A 14,326-nucleotide genomic window follows, 5' to 3' on the forward strand; every position below is an offset into this window, starting at 1 on the left:
CGCCCCCCCCCGCCCCCCCCCCCCCCCCCCCCCCCCCCCCCCCCCCCGGGGGCCCCCCCCCCCCCCCCCCCCCCCCCCCCCCCCGCCTCTTGCTCTGTCAATTCCCGCATTCCGTGAATCACTCGCCCGAGCGCCGAACAATCGTGCGATGGCGCGGGGTTGGCGAAAGTCTGGCGTTCCGCCCCGAACTGCGGAAACGACTGTCGGACGACCGCCCCGACGGGTGAACGCGAATTCGTCCGCGCCACTTCCGTTCGAATCTGACGGATCGACAGATCCCTTGCCGCTGCCTAGCGTTCGGGCAAGGAAATGCCCCGGCGGGTGCAGCAACACCCCCGAGGCGCGGCCGAATCAAATCCACGTTCAGAGAAACGGAAAACTCCGGCATGACGAACTCTACCGCTTTTTCCGTCGCCTGTGGCGCCATTGTCCTGCTCGCCCTCGCCACCGCCCTGGCGTGGCTGGTCGCCGGGACCGGGTCGACCGGACGGCACCGCGCCGGAACCGGGGCCGCCCCCGTCCGGCCGCGCGCCCCGGACACCCTCCCGATCTGCTCCGCGTACCGGCGCCCGGTGCCGGTGCACGTGCTGCGCCGCACGATCGTGCCGAAGGTCCCGCTGGTCCGCGCCCGCGCCGCCCGGGTGACCGTCCGGTACGGGCCGCTCCCGGCGGCCACTCCCAGGGTCGTCCCGCTCTGGACGGCCTTCGCCGAACAGGCCCTGCGCGCCGAGCACGCCGAGCAGGACCGCCGGGAGCAGCCGGAAGCGGCCTGAACGCCCTTGGGGCGGGGTCTACTTGACCACCGTCTTGCCGATGCTGGGGAGGACGAAGTCCTGGATCAGGCCCTTGGCGTCGCGGACCAGCGGGCGGAACACCCGGTACCGCGAGAGGTTGATCAGCCGGGCCACCAGCGGGGTGGAGCGGCGGACGAACTCGCGGGTGCGCTCGGTGTCCGGCGTCCGGTCGAAGACCCAGTAGAGGACCACGATCATCAGGTGCAGCCAGAGCACGTCGGGCAGCAACTCGACCAGTTCGGAGTCCAGTTTGGGCGCCAGGTCGGAGCCCTGCAGCACGTCCCGGAACAGCTCGACGGCGGTGGCCCGGGCCGGGTGCGAATCGTTGGAGAACGGGCTGAGCGCACTGTTCGGGTCGGCGGCGGTGCGGAAGAACTGCGCCGAGAACTCGTGGTACGGCGCGGCGGTGTCGATCCACGACTCGATGGTGAGGCGGAGCCGCTCGGCGAAGTCCCGGGTGTGCGCCATCCGGGCCCGGGCGTCGGCGGCGTGGTCGTACGTCATCCGGTCGTAGAAGCCCTGGATCAGGAACTCTTTCGCCGAGAAGTAGTAGTACGCGTTGCCGACCGAGACCCCCGCCTCGGCGGCGATCGCCCGCATCGTGGTCTTCTCGTAGCCGCGCTCCTGGAACAGCCGCATCGCGGTCTCCAGGATCAGCGCCCGGGTGGCCTCGCTCTTGTCGGTCTTCGGCTGGGCCCGCCGGCCGGCCAGCTCCCCGGACGCGGACGCGGACACGCCGGGCGCCGGGCCGTCCTCGCCGGTCGCGTTCTCCGCGCCGCTCGGCCCGAGCGGGTCCTGGTCCGGCCGTCCCCGGTCGTTCTCTGGCACCTTCGCCCCGTCTGCCCGTTCACTGTCGCGGTCGTTTGCAGGTTCCGAGCCTAGCCCGGACCGGGACGACTCCCGATCCGGAGGGCGGGCCGGGATACCAACCGGTCGGCCGGTGCCCCCCGGCACCGGCCACACCGTCCGCGCGCACCGCCCGCCGCTCCGGCAACCCCCCTGGTACCGGACCGCCCCCTTCTGCGGCCCCCTGCGGTCCACGGTCGGCGCCAGGGCCCCGAACGCTTTCGAACGCGTTCAAAACCCTGCGGGACGAGACTTTAGAGCATCCGTTTGAACACGTTCAACCCCGAGGCTGTGGAAGGCTGGCCGGATGTCCCCGACCCCCGCCGTCCCCGGCCCGCCGCGCCTGCGCGAGGGCACCGCCGCGGACGCCTCCGCCGTCGCCGCCCTGTACACCGCGAGCCGCCGCGACGCGTACGCCGGACTCCTCCCGCCCGGGACCCTCGACGCCGACGCCGCCCAGCAGGACCTGCTCTGGGAACTCCGCCTCACCGCCGACTACGGCCCGCCCGCCGACACCCCCGTCCTCCTGCTCGCCGAGACCCCCGGCGGACCGCCGCTCGGCTTCGCCCACCTGGTCCCCGTCGACGGCACCGTCCGCCTGGAGCACCTCCACGTCCACCCCGCGCACACCGGCCGGGGCCTCGGCGGCCTCCTCCTGCGCGCCGCGCTCGACCGCCACCCCGCCACCCCGGTCCGCCTCGACGTCCTCGCCGCCAACCACCGCGCGATCGCCTTCTACGAACGCCACGGCGCCCGCCTGCTCGCCACGGGCACCGCCCGCTTCCCGGACGGCACGACCCTCCCGGAGCTCACCTACGGCTGGCGCTGAGACCCTCCGGGCCCGCCGGGAGCGAAGTTCTGTCCTGGGCCCGTCGGGAGCGAAGCTCCAGGGGCCCGGGGAACGGCGGTGCCGAGTGGCGGGTGTTCGACGGGCTGCGGAGCGCCGACCCCGTTTCGGGGCGAAGGTCCTCGGCCGACGCCCCGTGGCGCCCCACTGTGTCCCGGCGATCAGCCTCTCGGCCCCGCCGTTCCCCGGGCCCCTGACTTCTCCCGTCCCACCTGCCCGAGGCGGAAGGCCGTTGCGGCGAGGACGGCCGCGGCCGCCGGGAGGAGGTAGCCGGTGCCCGGGGCGGTGTGCTGGGCCAGGGTGCCGCCGAGGGTCGCGCCGGTGGAGATGCCGATCAGGATCGCGGAGACGGCCAGGGCCATCCCCTCGGTCAGTCTGCGGGCGGGGAGCAGTCCCTGAACGAGCGTCATCCCGCTGGCCATGGTCGGGGCGGTGCCGCTCCCGGCGGCCAGCAGGGCCAGGGCGAGCGGGAGGAGGCCCGCCCCGGTCAGGCCGGCGGCGAGGGGGAGCAGCATCAGGAGGGCCATCGCGCCCGCGCCGAGGGCCAGGCGGGTCGCGGCCGGCCGCCGCGGCCGCACCGCGCCGAACACCAGCCCGGAGACGCACGATCCGGCCGCGACCAGGCCCAGCAGCGGGCCGCCGGCCGCCTGGTGGCCGAGCGCGTCGGTGTACGCGAGGGTGGTGACCTCCAGCGCGCCGAACAGCGTGCCGGTGGCGAGGAACCCGGCGAGCAGCGGTCGGAAGCCGGGGGTGCGGACCAACCCGCCCGCGCCGGAAGGGCGTCGGCCGGAGGCCGGGGGCTCGGTGGTCCGCCGGGCGGCGAACAGCAGGGTGCCGGCGGTGCCCAGGGCCCAGGCGGTGAGCAGTCCGGCCTCGGGGGCGACGGCGGTGGAGAGGGCCATGCCGAGCACCGGACCGGCCATGAAGCAGAGTTCGTCCAGGGACTGTTCCAGCGCGTTGGCCCGGTGCAGGAGGGCGGGGTCGGCGCGGTGCAGGTGGGCCCAGCGGGCCCGGGCCATGCCGCCGAGGTCGGGGCTGCTGCCGGAGAGGGCCCAGCAGAGGAAGAGCGTCCAGACGGGGGCGCCGGAGCGGGCGCCGAGCAGCAGGCCCGCCGTCGGCAGCGCGGTGGCGAGGACGGCGGGTACCGCGATCCGGGCCTGCCCGTGGCGGTCGACCAGCCGTCCGAGCAGCGGGAGCAGCGCGGCCCCGGCCAGTACGCCGGTCGCGGAGAGCGCTCCGGCCAGCGCGTAGGAGCCGCGCCGGTCGGCGACCAGGACGACGACGGAGACGCCGTTCATGGCGAGGGCGAGCCGGCCGAGCAGTCCGGACAGGGTGAAGGCGAGGGAGCCGGGCGCGGCGAACACCGGGCGGTAGCGGGCGAGCGGCAGGGCGGGCGACAGGGGCAAGGAGGGGCTCCGGGGGAGTGGTGGGGTGCCTCCAGCCTCGGGGCGGGGGAGGGGCGGGGTCCAACACCTGCTCCGCCCGATCCACCGGATTCCGTTGTTAATCTCTCGGGGTGTCCCGAGACGTCCACCCCCGCCTGCTGCGCAGCTTCGCCGCCGTCGCCGAGACCCTGCACTTCGGCCGGGCCGCCGAGCGGCTGCACCTCGCCCAGCAGGCCGTCAGTCGTGATGTCCAGGCGCTGGAGCGGGAGTTGGGCTGTGCGCTGTTCCACCGGTCCACCCGCAGCGTGGAGTTGACCGAGGTGGGGGCGGTGCTGTTGCCGAAGGCGCGCCACCTGCTGGAGCTGCAGGGCGAGATCCTCGCGCTCGGCGCGGCCCGCGCCCTGCTGGTGGACGTCAACAGCCCGGGCGGGGAGCGGGAGTTCACGGCGGAGCTGGTGCTCGCGGCGGCCCGGAGGCGCTGCCCGGAGGCCGACCTGCTGGCCCGCTACTGCGGTGGACTCACGGCTGCCGCGCGGGAGTTGGCCGCGCACCGGCTGGACGCCTCGTTCGGCCGGTACGCCGGACTTCCGGCGGCGGCCCGGGCCCGGCTGGCGCACGTGCCGGTGCGGTTGGAGCCGATGGCGGTGTTCCTGCCGCCCGGGCACCCGCTGGCCGCGCTGCCCGCCGTCCCGCTGGCCGCGCTGGCCGGGCATCCGGTGGACGTGTTCGCGGGGCAGCCGGACACGGCGGAGTGGACGGACCTCGGGCGGCGGCTGCTCGCCGACCACGGCCTGGCGGCCGCGCCGGGGCGGACCCCGCCGGTGGGTCCGGCCGAGTTCGCCCGCTACCTGGTCCGGCACGGCGGCCCGGTGCTCACCACGGTCCTGGCGCCGGACGTCCCGGGCGGGGTGGTGCGGGCGCTGGTCGACCCGGTGCCGCTCAGCCTGGTCGGCCTGGTGCACCGGGTCGGGGACCGCAGCCCGGGGCTGGCCGCGCTGCGCGCCTGCGCGGCCGAACTGGCCGCCGCCGAGGGCTGGTTGCGCCGCCCGCCGGGCTGCTGGCTGCCGGCCGAGGACGCGGCGCTGCTGGGTTGAAGATTTTGTCATGCAGCTTGCACTTCCTGGTCTTGTGCCACATGTTGCGCTTATTTCAAGGGCGGTGGCGGTTGGTGTTGTGAATCCGGGTCGGCAGGCGGCAGGCCGCCGATGCTCCATCGAATCGGAAGTTCTTGCGAATCCGGTTGCCGGTGCGTACAAGTGGCTTTCCCAGCAGCTACGCTGATGTCCACTCAGACAGTCGGAACGGTCGCTGGGCAGTAGTGGGGCTCGACGGTTCCTCGTGTCGAGATCCACGGGCGTGCAGAAGTCGCAGCACGGGGCCGTGCCACTTGCTCGCGTGTAAGTCCCCTCATGGCCGGGGTTCCGGCTGCCGCCAGGGATCTTCTCGCCTCAGGAGTGCAGTGGAGGTTGTGGGTTGAAGGAGGTGGCCTGATGGTCGGTGCATCGCTTCGGGCTTCGGATCACTCGAAGAAGGAGATCCGGAAAGTACTTGAGAAGCTGACTGCGGCCGGGTGGACCATCCATGCCGATGGTCACTGGGGGAAGCTCTACTGTCCTTGCGGCTCCCAGTGCACCACGATTCCCGTGAGCAGCACCCCCAAGAATGAGGTGAACCATGCACGGCGCATCGCCCGGCTGGCTGCCCGGTGCCCCCTCCCGGAAGGCTCTCCCCAGCGGAGCCTCACGGGCAAGCAGCGCAATTAGTCACATAGTGAAATGTCTGGTTTGGTAGGGTTTTGCTGTTGACGGTTGACAACGGGTCTGTCATGGTGGGCTCGCCGAAGAGTTGGGGGCTGCCATGGAGTACGAGTTCACGTTCGTCGTGTCAGGCGTCAATGTCGATGATGAATCATCGGTGGAATCCCTTCGTGAATCGCTGGATGCAATGCTGTCGCGGGCCGGTGGGTTGGATCTTCTGACCATCGCCTGCGAGGGGGAGAACGCTGTTCAGGCGGCCTTGGAGTGTGCGGCTCAGGCCAAGGCGGCAGTCCCGACCATGCGGGTGCTGCGACTGGATCGCGATCTCGTGGGTGTGCACGAGATCGCCGACCGGACCGATCGGAGCCGTCAGAACGTCGCCCAGTGGGTGAGGGGCGAGCGGAAGGCGAAAGGCCTGCCCTTCCCTGGCTCCGAGGGGACTGCGGGGCGCTCTCAAGTTTGGCTGTGGAGCGAGGTGAACACCTGGCTGGAGCAGCATGGCTTGTCGGACGGTGCGAATTACCCGTCTCGGGCCGAGATGACAGAGATCGACTTCGCGCTTGCAAACATGTTCTCGCTGTCTCTCCGGGTGGCATCGACGGACGAGGCGCATGCCGCTGCACGGAAAGCAGTTGTCGAAGAGCTTCACACCAGGCACATTCCAGGCTTCCTCAACTACTTGAGCAGTCTCGACGGAACCACGGATGCGACGGGCAGTCATGTACTCATCGTTGCTGCTGCCCAAGAGCCTGCCGTTGAGGTCATGAGGATGATCTCCGGCTTCGAGCACCAAGTCGTACTGATTACCAAGGTGGGTGACGACTTCATTGGATCGGTCATGTCATCGCGGGTGCCTGCGAGGCCGACCCGGATCGTTGAAGTGCCACTTGATGCCACTGTTCGCGACTGGATTCAGTTGATCAAAGACCACCCGCGAGTCGCCTTCACTCCATCGGTCGATCGTTCCATCGGGAGGGCCGGTGCGGAGCGGGGCATTCAGCAGGTGCTCGGTATCGCTGCCTAGCCTTCCTGGCGGCCGCGTTCGACGGCCGGGGTCCAGGCCCGGGCCGGGATCTTCGGCGCTGCCTGCTGGACTTGGTCGGTGATGGTCGTCCCGACCGAGTGGGACGGCCATCGGCTGTGATCGATCTGTTGATTGAGGAAGTCATGGGTGGCGCCGGCGGAGTTCGTGCGGATCAGGGTCCGGTGTTCGCGACGACACTTCTTCGGCAACCGGGCTGGGCCGTCCGGGCTGCTGCAATGTGATGGGTTGCGGTGTCGCTCCCCGCGCCGCCCGGCTGCAGCATGTCGGCGACCGGTTCCCCGGACCCGCCGGGGCCTGGTCGACGAACGCGAACAGCGGGTGCTGACCAAACGTCCTCTTCCGAGTCTTGGCGGTGTCCTGCTTCCCGGAGCGTGCCAGGACCAGCGCGCCGTCGATGTCCATGATCACCTCGTTGCTGGTGTGCGGGGCTTGCTCGCCGGCCGGCCGTCGGACTCACTGGCGCTGGTGGCGCTGCTGCCCGTGAACGCGGGGTCGCGGTCCGCGGGGCCGGGAACGGCGGCGCCCCCGCCGAGGGGGACGGCGGGGGCGTGGCCGGGGTGGCCGGAGGGGCGGCGGCCGGCGGGCCGGTGGCCGGGCTCGCGGCGGTGACGGGCGGGCTCAGGAGGCTCGCACGGCGGAGATGTCCAGCGTCAGCTTGACCTTCTCGCCGATCAGCACGCCGCCGGTCTCCAGCGCGGCGTTGTAGGTCAGGCCCCAGTCGGTGCGGTCGACGGTGGTGCCGCCCTCGAAGCCGACCCGGTCGGCGCCGTACAGGTCGGTGGCCGCGCCGGTGAACTCCAGGTCGAGGGTGACCGGGCGGGTGGTGCCCTTGATGGTGAGGTCGCCGTGCATGCGGTAGGTGTCGCCGTCGACCCGCTCGGCGGAGGTCGACCGGAAGGTGATCTCCGGGTGGGCGGCGGCGTCGAAGAAGTCGCCGGTGCGCAGGTGCTCGTCGCGCTGGGCCTGGCCGGTGCCGATCGAGGCGACCTGGATGGTCAGCTCGGCGGTGGAGGCGGCCGGGTTCGCGCCGTCCAGGTGCAGCTTGCCCTCGTACTCGGCGAACTCGCCCCGCACGTTGGTGATCATCGCGTGCCGGACGGCGAAGCCGATCTTCGAGTGCGCGGCGTCGATGGTGTAGTCGCCGGTCAGGTGGGACAGGTCCGGACCCTGGACGGCGGTCGCGGTGGCGGCGGTGTTCTTGCTGCGGTTGAAGATGCCCATGGCTCGTTCTCCTCGTGAGGGTCGAAGCCATTTTGTTGAGGCTTCAACTTTTTCGATGTCCTCACCGTACGCCGATCTGGTTCAACTTTCAACCATGAAGAGGAAAGTTGCCCGACGTTCCCCCGAACGGCCCTGTCCACCGCCCCGTCCCCAGCCTGTGGAAAACCGGATGCGGCCGCCGACGCCCCAGGGCCACACTGACCGCCGGAATCCCGAAGAGCCTCCAGGAGAGCCGTGCAGTCCGCCGTCAGCGTGTCGCCGTCCCAGATCCCCGAACTGCTGCTCGGCCTCGCCACCGTGCGCCCGGTGTTCCTCTGGGGCGCGCCCGGCATCGGCAAGTCCTCGCTGATCAACCAGTTCGCCGAGTCGCTCGGCCTGGAGTGCGTCTCGCTGCTCGGCACCCAGCTCGCCCCCGAGGACCTGATCGGCGTCCCGCAGATCACCCCCGACGGCCGGTCCCGGTTCTGCCCGCCCGAGACCATCGCCCGCGAACAGCCGTACTGCCTGTTCCTGGACGAGCTCAACGCCGCCACCCCGGACGTCCAGAAGGCGTTCTACTCGCTGATCCTGGACCGCCGGATCGGCGGCTACGAACTCCCGCCCGGCTCGATCGTGATCGGCGCCGGCAACCGCGCCACCGACGGCGCGCTCGCCCGCCCGATGCCGTCCGCCCTGCTCAACCGCCTGGTCCACGTCCACCTGCGGGCCAGCGCCGACGACTGGCTCGGCTGGGCCGCCGGGCACGGCGTCCACCCGTGGATCACCGACCACCTCACCGACCGGCCCGACCACCTGTGGTCCCCGCCGCCCAAGACCGAGGAACCCTTCTCCACCCCGCGCGCCTGGCACATGCTCTCCGACGCGCTGCACTCCTTCGGCACCGGCCTCGACGAGGACACCCTCAAGGTGCTCGCGCACGGCCTGCTCACCCCCGCGCACGCCGTCGCCTTCTGCGGCTACGCCAAGATCGTCCGCAACGCGTACGGCATCGAGGCCATCCTCAAGGGCGACGCCTCCTGGCCGCACCGGGTGGAGGACCGCGACCTGCTCTACTACCTCGCCGACTCCTTCCGCGGCCGGCTCGTCAAGGAACTGCCGGCCCGCAAGGAGCACGCCTCGCCGACGGTCCGTCAGCACGCCTACCGCTCCAAGTCGCTGCTGGTCCAGCTCGCCGAGATCTCCGTCGAGGTCGCCCAGACCGTCATCGCCGACGGGCCCGACGGCAACCCCGTCCTCCCGGCCTGGTTCCTGATCGAGGCCGCCCGCGACCTGCCCCGCCTGGTCGAGGCCCGCCGGTGAGCCGCCGCCCCGTCGCCGCCGAGCCCGAGAAGGTCGACCCGGTCAAGGCCGCGTTCGCCGCCGGCCTGGCCCGGGCCAGGGGCAACCCCGCGCTCCGCGCCGTCCCCGCCGAACTGTGCGCCCGGGACGAGGCGGACTGCCCGCTGCACCCCGCCACCGGCTGGGTCACCGCCGACTCGCACGGCCTCCTGCACCACAACCGGCACCGCCGCGCCGAACCCGAGGAGTGGGCCTGGGCCCTCGCCCACACCCTGCTCCACCTCGGCTTCGGCCACCTCCCCGCCGACCGCGGCCCCCGCGTCCAGCCCGACGCCGCCGCCCTCGCCGCCCGCTGCGCCGTCGTCAACCGCTTCCTCGCCACCTTCACCGTCGGCCGCGCCCCCGACGACCTCCCGGCCCACTGGCCCGGCGGCGACGAGGACGAACTCGCCGCCCGCTGGCGCCGCGACGGCGTCCCCGCCGAGTACCGGGCCTGCGGCACCGGCGGCGACCGCCCCGACCAGCACCTGGCCCGCTGGCACGGCCACCACGACCCCGAGGACCGCACCCTCGCCTTCGCGCACGCCCTCACCCGCACCGTCTCCGCCGCCATGGACGTCGCCGCCGGCCGCCGCGAGACCCTCGACGGCGCTCGCCTCCCGCAGCGCCCCTGGGACCGCGCCCTCGGCTGGTTCGTCGCCAACTACCCCCTGCTCGGCGGCCTCGCTGCCGGAATGACCCTGGTCGCCGACGCCGAACTCGCCCGCGCCCACGGCATCGTGGTCGCCGCCGTCGACGCCGGAACGGGCGAGATCTACCTCAACCCGCTGCGCCGGTACACCGACGAGGAGTGGCGCTTCATCCTCGCCCACGAGATGCTGCACGCCGCGCTCCGCCACGGCGACCGGGCCGGCGGCCGCGACCCCTACCTCTTCAACGTCGCCGCCGACTACGTCATCAACGGCTGGCTGCTGGAGATGGGCGTCGGCGAGATGCCCGAAGGGCTGCTCCACGAACCGGAGTTGAAGGGCCTCTCGGCCGAGGAGGTCTACGACCGGATCGTCCGCGACCGGCGCCGCCTGCGCCGCCTCGCCACCCTCCGCGGCAAGGGCGTCGGCGACATCCTCGGCGAACCGCTGCCCCGCGTCGGCGGCCCCGGATGGGTCGACCTCGACGAGTTCTACCGGCGCGGCCTGCTCCAGGGCTTCGACCTGCACACCCGCGACCGCGGCCTGCTCCCCGCCGGACTCGTCGAGGAGATCCGCGCCCTCGCCCAACCGCCCCTGCCCTGGGACGCCCGACTCGCCCGCTGGTTCGACGAGTTCGTCCCCCGCCCGGAACCCCTGCGCTCCTACGCCCGCCCCTCCCGGCGGCAGTCCGCCAGCCCCGACATCCCCCGGGCCGGCCGCCACCACCCCGAGGAGGAGACCCCGCGCTGCACCTTCGGTGTCCTCCTCGACACCTCCGGCTCGATGGACCGCACCCTGCTCGGCAAAGCTCTCGGCGCGATCGCCTCCTACGCCGCCGCCCGCGACGTCCCCGCCGCCCGGGTCGTCTTCTGCGACGCCGTCCCGCACGACGCCGGCTACCTCCCGCCCGCCGAACTCGCCGGCCGGGTCCGGGTCCGCGGCCGCGGCGGCACCGTCCTGCAACCCGGCATCGACCTCCTCGCCCGCGCCCCCGACTTCCCCGCCACCGCCCCCCTCCTGATCATCACCGACACCGACTGCGACACCCTCCGCATCCCCCGCCGCGACCACGCCTACCTCGTCCCCCGCGGCGCGACACTCCCGTTCACCCCGCGCGGGCCCGTCTTCCACCTCTCCTGACACAGGACCCGCGGGGCTTCGCGGGAGCGAAGCTCCAGGGGCCCGGGGAACGGCGGGGCCGAGTGGCGGGTGTCCGACGGGCCGCTGGGCGCTACCCCGTTTCGGGTCGAAGGTCCTTGGCGGCAGCCCCGTAGCGCCCCACTGTGTCCCGGCAATCAGCCCCTCGGCCCCGCCGTTCCCCGGGCCCCTGGGTTCGATTCTTCCGACCCCTCTGTTGTCCGTGCGGCGATCTACGCTGGAGGGTCCGACCCGACCCCGGAGGCCCGATGTACGTGCTGCACGCCCAGTGGCGGGGCGACGGCCGGCTCGGGGTGTGGGCGGAGGACGCGGCGGCGTTCACCGGGCGGCCGGTGGAGGGCTCGCGGCACCCTTTCGCCTGCGACCAGGCCGAGGTCGCGGGCCTGCTGGCCGCCGTCGGCCCCGGCCCCGCGCACCTGGCCGAGCGCGGGGACGAACGCTGGCTGACGCTGCGGCTGCCCACGCTGGGCTCGCGCCCCACCCCGTCCCCGGACCTCCCGGTCGGCTCCACCGCCAGGGGCGTCACGCTCCGGCCCTGGCGCGTCCCGGCCCTGCTGCTGGACGTCCCGGAGGCCGCCCAACTGCTCGGCGAGCTCTTCGACCCGGTCTGGCCCGGCACCACCGTCGAACTGCCCGGCGGCCGCACCGCCGAACTCGCCTACGGGGCCTCGCTGCGCTGGCTGACGGCGGTGCACGACCTGGCGTGGCGGCTGGTCGGCCGGGGCCGGGTGCTGCCCGCGCTGGTCGAGGAGGACGCGGGCTGGGCGGCCCGCTGGCGCCCCGCTCCGGACCCGGTCGCGCTGCGCGAACGCACCGCCCTCGCGGCGGGCTGCCCGCCGATCGCCCGCGCCGAGGCCGGCCGCGAACCCACCGGCACGGCGCTGCTCGACACCGTCCTGGACGCCCTCACCGACCACGAGACCCGCACCGCCCTCGGCCCGGCCACCGTCCCGCCGGCCGCGCCCGCCTGGGTCTCCGCCCTGTACGGGCCCGACGGCCGCCTGCCCGCGCCGCCCGCCCCGGACGAGGCCGCCGACCTCGCCGCCTGGACGGCCGGCCCCGCGCCGGTCGGGCAGGTCCGGCTGGCCTTCCGGCTCGCCGAGCCGCTCGGCACCGCCCCGGGCGACCCGGACGCCGCCGCCCCGGACGAGAACTGGCGGCTGGACGTCCTGCTCGGGCCCGCCGACCGGCCCTCGCTGCTCCTCCCGGCAGCCGAACTCTGGTCCGGCGGACCGGAGTCCGCCGCCCTGCACCGCGCCCTCGGCGACCCGGTGGAGCAGTACCTCGCCGAACTCGACCGGGCCGCCCGGCTCCGCCCCGAACTGCGCGCCGCCCTGCACCGCAGCCGCCCCACCGGCACCGACCTCGACCGGGACGGCGCCCTCGCCTTCCTCCGCGACACCGCCCCGGTCCTCGCCGCCGCCGGTTTCGGCGTCCTGCTGCCCGCCTGGTGGCGCCGCCGCCCCCGGCTCGGCCTGGCCGCCACCGCGCACACCACGGCCGCCCCCGGCGCGGTGAGACGCGCGGCCAAGGCCGACCGGGACGCCGTCCTGGACTTCCGCTGGCAGCTCGCCATCGGCGAACACCCGCTCACCGAGCAGGAGTTGGACGAACTCGCGGCCGCCCAGCAGGGCCTGGTCCGGTTCCGCGGCCAGTGGGTCGAGGTGGACGCCGCCCAACTCGCCGCCGCCCTGCGCTTCCTGGCCGCCCGCCGGGACGACCCGCAGCTCGACGCCGCCGCCCTGCTGCGCCTCGCCCTCACCGACGGCGTCGTGGTCGACGGCCTCCCGGTCACCGCCGTGCACGCCGAGGGCCCGCTCGGCGACCTGCTGGCCGGCCGCCTCGGCCGCCTCCCCGGCGCGCACCGGACCCCGGCCCCGCCCGGCTTCACCGGCTCCCTCCGCCCTTACCAGGAACGGGGGTTGGCCTGGCTGGACGCCCTCGGCCGGCTCGGCCTCGGCGCCGTCCTGGCCGACGACATGGGGCTCGGCAAGACCGTCCAGACCCTCGCCCTGCTCGCCCTCGAACACGCCCGCGGCGCCCGCGGGCCCGTCCTGCTGGTCTGCCCGACCTCGCTGGTCGGCAACTGGCAGCGGGAAGCCGCCGCGTTCGCCCCCCGCCTGCGGGTCCACCTGCACCACGGCCCCGACCGCACCGCCCCCGACCCGGCCGCCGACCTGGTCGTCACCACCTACGGCGTCCTCCAGCGCGACGCCGAGATCCTGCGCGCCGTGCGCTGGCGGCGCGTCGTCGCGGACGAGGCCCAGCACGTCAAGAACCGCTCCGCCCGGCAGTCCCGTGCCCTGCGCTCACTGCGCTCCGGCCCCCGGATCGCCCTCACCGGCACCCCCGTCGAGAACCGCCTCGCCGACCTCCACGCCGTCCTCGACTTCACCAACCCCGGCCTGTTCGGCACCCCCGAGTCCTTCAAGGAGCGCTACGCCGTCCCGATCGAGCAGCACGGCAACCGCGAGGTCGCCGACCGGCTCCAGCGCCTCACCGCGCCGTTCCTGCTCCGCCGCCTCAAGAGCGACCCCGAGATCGGCCAACAGCTGCCCGCCAAGCAGGAGTTCACCGTCCGCTGCGACCTCACCCCGGAACAGGCCGGCCTCTACCGGGCGGTGGTCGCCGAACTGCTCCGCCGGCTCGGCGGCATCCGCGGCGTCGAACGCAAGGGCGCGATCCTCGCCGCCCTCGGCCGGCTCAAGCAGGTCTGCAACCACCCGGCCCAACTCCTGCACGACAACTCCCCGTTGGGCGGCCGCTCGGGCAAGGTCGAACGCCTGGTCGCGCTGCTCGGAGAGGCCCTCGCCGAGGGCGACCGCACCCTGGTCTTCACCCAGTACACCGAGTTCGGGACGATGCTCCGCCCCCACCTGGCCCGCCGCCTCGGCACCCCCGTCCTCCACCTGCACGGCGGACTCACCGCACCGCGCCGCCAGGAACTCGTCGACCGCTTCCAATCCCCGGACGGGCCAAGGGTGTTCCTGCTCTCCCTGAAAGCCGGCGGCACCGGCCTCAACCTCACCGCCGCCAACCAGGTCGTCCACCTCGACCGCTGGTGGAACCCCGCCGTCGAGGACCAGGCCACCGACCGCGCCCACCGGATCGGCCAGCGCCGCGACGTCCAGGTCCGCCGCCTGGTCTGCACCGGCACCATCGAGGAACGGATCGCCGAACTCATCGCCACCAAGCGCGAACTGGCCGAAACGGTGATCGGCTCCGGCGAGAGCTGGCTCACCGAACTCCCCACCGACCGCCTCCGCGACCTGCTCACCCTCGCCGCCGACACCACCGGACAGTGAC

The 14,326-nt window shown here is 73.6% G+C and carries 10 protein-coding genes; 7 read left to right on the top strand and 3 right to left on the bottom strand.

All coding sequences use genetic code 11. From position 1 onward, the window contains the following. The first annotated feature begins 386 nt into the window (after positions 1-386). Positions 387-773 (top strand): hypothetical protein, encoded by a 387-nt coding sequence (locus ACIQBJ_RS12190; RefSeq protein WP_400707749.1) that lies wholly within the window; start codon positions 387-389, stop codon positions 771-773. An 18-nt stretch (positions 774-791) separates the two neighbouring features. On the opposite strand, the gene ACIQBJ_RS12195 is transcribed toward ACIQBJ_RS12190, so the two are convergent. Beyond that, positions 792-1,622, bottom strand: coding sequence for a TetR family transcriptional regulator (locus ACIQBJ_RS12195; protein ID WP_400707751.1), 831 nt, complete (start codon positions 1,620-1,622; stop codon positions 792-794). A 325-nt stretch (positions 1,623-1,947) separates the two neighbouring features. Between ACIQBJ_RS12195 and ACIQBJ_RS12200 the strand changes: the two genes are divergently transcribed. Next, complete coding sequence (locus ACIQBJ_RS12200; protein ID WP_400707754.1) at positions 1,948-2,469, top strand: GNAT family N-acetyltransferase; 522 nt, start codon at positions 1,948-1,950, stop codon at positions 2,467-2,469. A 179-nt stretch (positions 2,470-2,648) separates the two neighbouring features. Here the strand turns inward: ACIQBJ_RS12200 and ACIQBJ_RS12205 are convergent, their stop codons facing one another. Then, positions 2,649-3,893 carry an MFS transporter gene (locus ACIQBJ_RS12205; protein WP_400707757.1) on the bottom strand — a complete coding sequence of 415 codons (1,245 nt, stop codon included), beginning with the start codon at positions 3,891-3,893 and terminating at the stop codon, positions 2,649-2,651. Between the two features lie 110 nt (positions 3,894-4,003). Between ACIQBJ_RS12205 and ACIQBJ_RS12210 the strand changes: the two genes are divergently transcribed. Both ACIQBJ_RS12210 and ACIQBJ_RS12215 read left to right on the top strand, forming a co-directional pair. After that, positions 4,004-4,966, top strand: a complete 963-nt coding sequence (locus ACIQBJ_RS12210; protein WP_400707760.1) for a LysR family transcriptional regulator — start codon at positions 4,004-4,006, stop codon at positions 4,964-4,966. Positions 4,967-5,729: 763 nt separating this feature from the next. Continuing rightward, on the top strand, positions 5,730-6,653 hold the full coding sequence (locus ACIQBJ_RS12215; RefSeq protein WP_400707763.1) for a helix-turn-helix transcriptional regulator: 924 nt from the start codon (positions 5,730-5,732) through the stop codon (positions 6,651-6,653). A gap of 639 nt (positions 6,654-7,292) precedes the next feature. On the opposite strand, the gene ACIQBJ_RS12220 is transcribed toward ACIQBJ_RS12215, so the two are convergent. After that, positions 7,293-7,895 (bottom strand): YceI family protein, encoded by a 603-nt coding sequence (locus ACIQBJ_RS12220; RefSeq protein WP_400707766.1) that lies wholly within the window; start codon positions 7,893-7,895, stop codon positions 7,293-7,295. Positions 7,896-8,129: 234 nt separating this feature from the next. Here ACIQBJ_RS12220 and ACIQBJ_RS12225 point away from each other — a divergent pair, with 234 nt between their 5' ends. The 3 genes from ACIQBJ_RS12225 to ACIQBJ_RS12235 all read left to right on the top strand — a co-directional run bounded on the left by ACIQBJ_RS12225 (position 8,130) and on the right by ACIQBJ_RS12235 (position 14,325). Next, entirely contained in the window at positions 8,130-9,194 is a 1,065-nt protein-coding gene (locus tag ACIQBJ_RS12225; protein ID WP_400707769.1) for an ATP-binding protein, read from the top strand. Continuing rightward, complete coding sequence (locus tag ACIQBJ_RS12230; RefSeq protein ID WP_400707773.1) at positions 9,191-11,002, top strand: hypothetical protein; 1,812 nt, start codon at positions 9,191-9,193, stop codon at positions 11,000-11,002. The genes ACIQBJ_RS12225 and ACIQBJ_RS12230 overlap by 4 nt, the downstream gene beginning before the upstream one ends. A gap of 266 nt (positions 11,003-11,268) precedes the next feature. Continuing rightward, positions 11,269-14,325 carry an SNF2-related protein gene (locus ACIQBJ_RS12235; RefSeq protein WP_400707775.1) on the top strand — a complete coding sequence of 1,019 codons (3,057 nt, stop codon included), beginning with the start codon at positions 11,269-11,271 and terminating at the stop codon, positions 14,323-14,325. The last annotated feature ends 1 nt before the right edge of the window (position 14,326 follow it).

This window comes from Kitasatospora sp. NPDC088391, from assembly GCF_044753345.1.
Classification (GTDB): Bacteria; Actinomycetota; Actinomycetes; order Streptomycetales; family Streptomycetaceae; genus Kitasatospora.

Bases quoted from the DNA above. Each gene is read 5' to 3' on its own strand.
- ACIQBJ_RS12235 (WP_400707775.1), top strand. From the start codon at position 11,269: ATGTACGTGCTGCACGCCCAGTGGCGGGGCGACGGCCGGCTCGGGGTG.
- ACIQBJ_RS12200 (WP_400707754.1), top strand. From the start codon at position 1,948: ATGTCCCCGACCCCCGCCGTCCCCGGCCCGCCGCGCCTGCGCGAGGGC.
- ACIQBJ_RS12190 (WP_400707749.1), top strand. From the start codon at position 387: ATGACGAACTCTACCGCTTTTTCCGTCGCCTGTGGCGCCATTGTCCTG.
- ACIQBJ_RS12220 (WP_400707766.1), bottom strand. From the start codon at position 7,895: ATGGGCATCTTCAACCGCAGCAAGAACACCGCCGCCACCGCGACCGCC.
- ACIQBJ_RS12215 (WP_400707763.1), top strand. From the start codon at position 5,730: ATGGAGTACGAGTTCACGTTCGTCGTGTCAGGCGTCAATGTCGATGAT.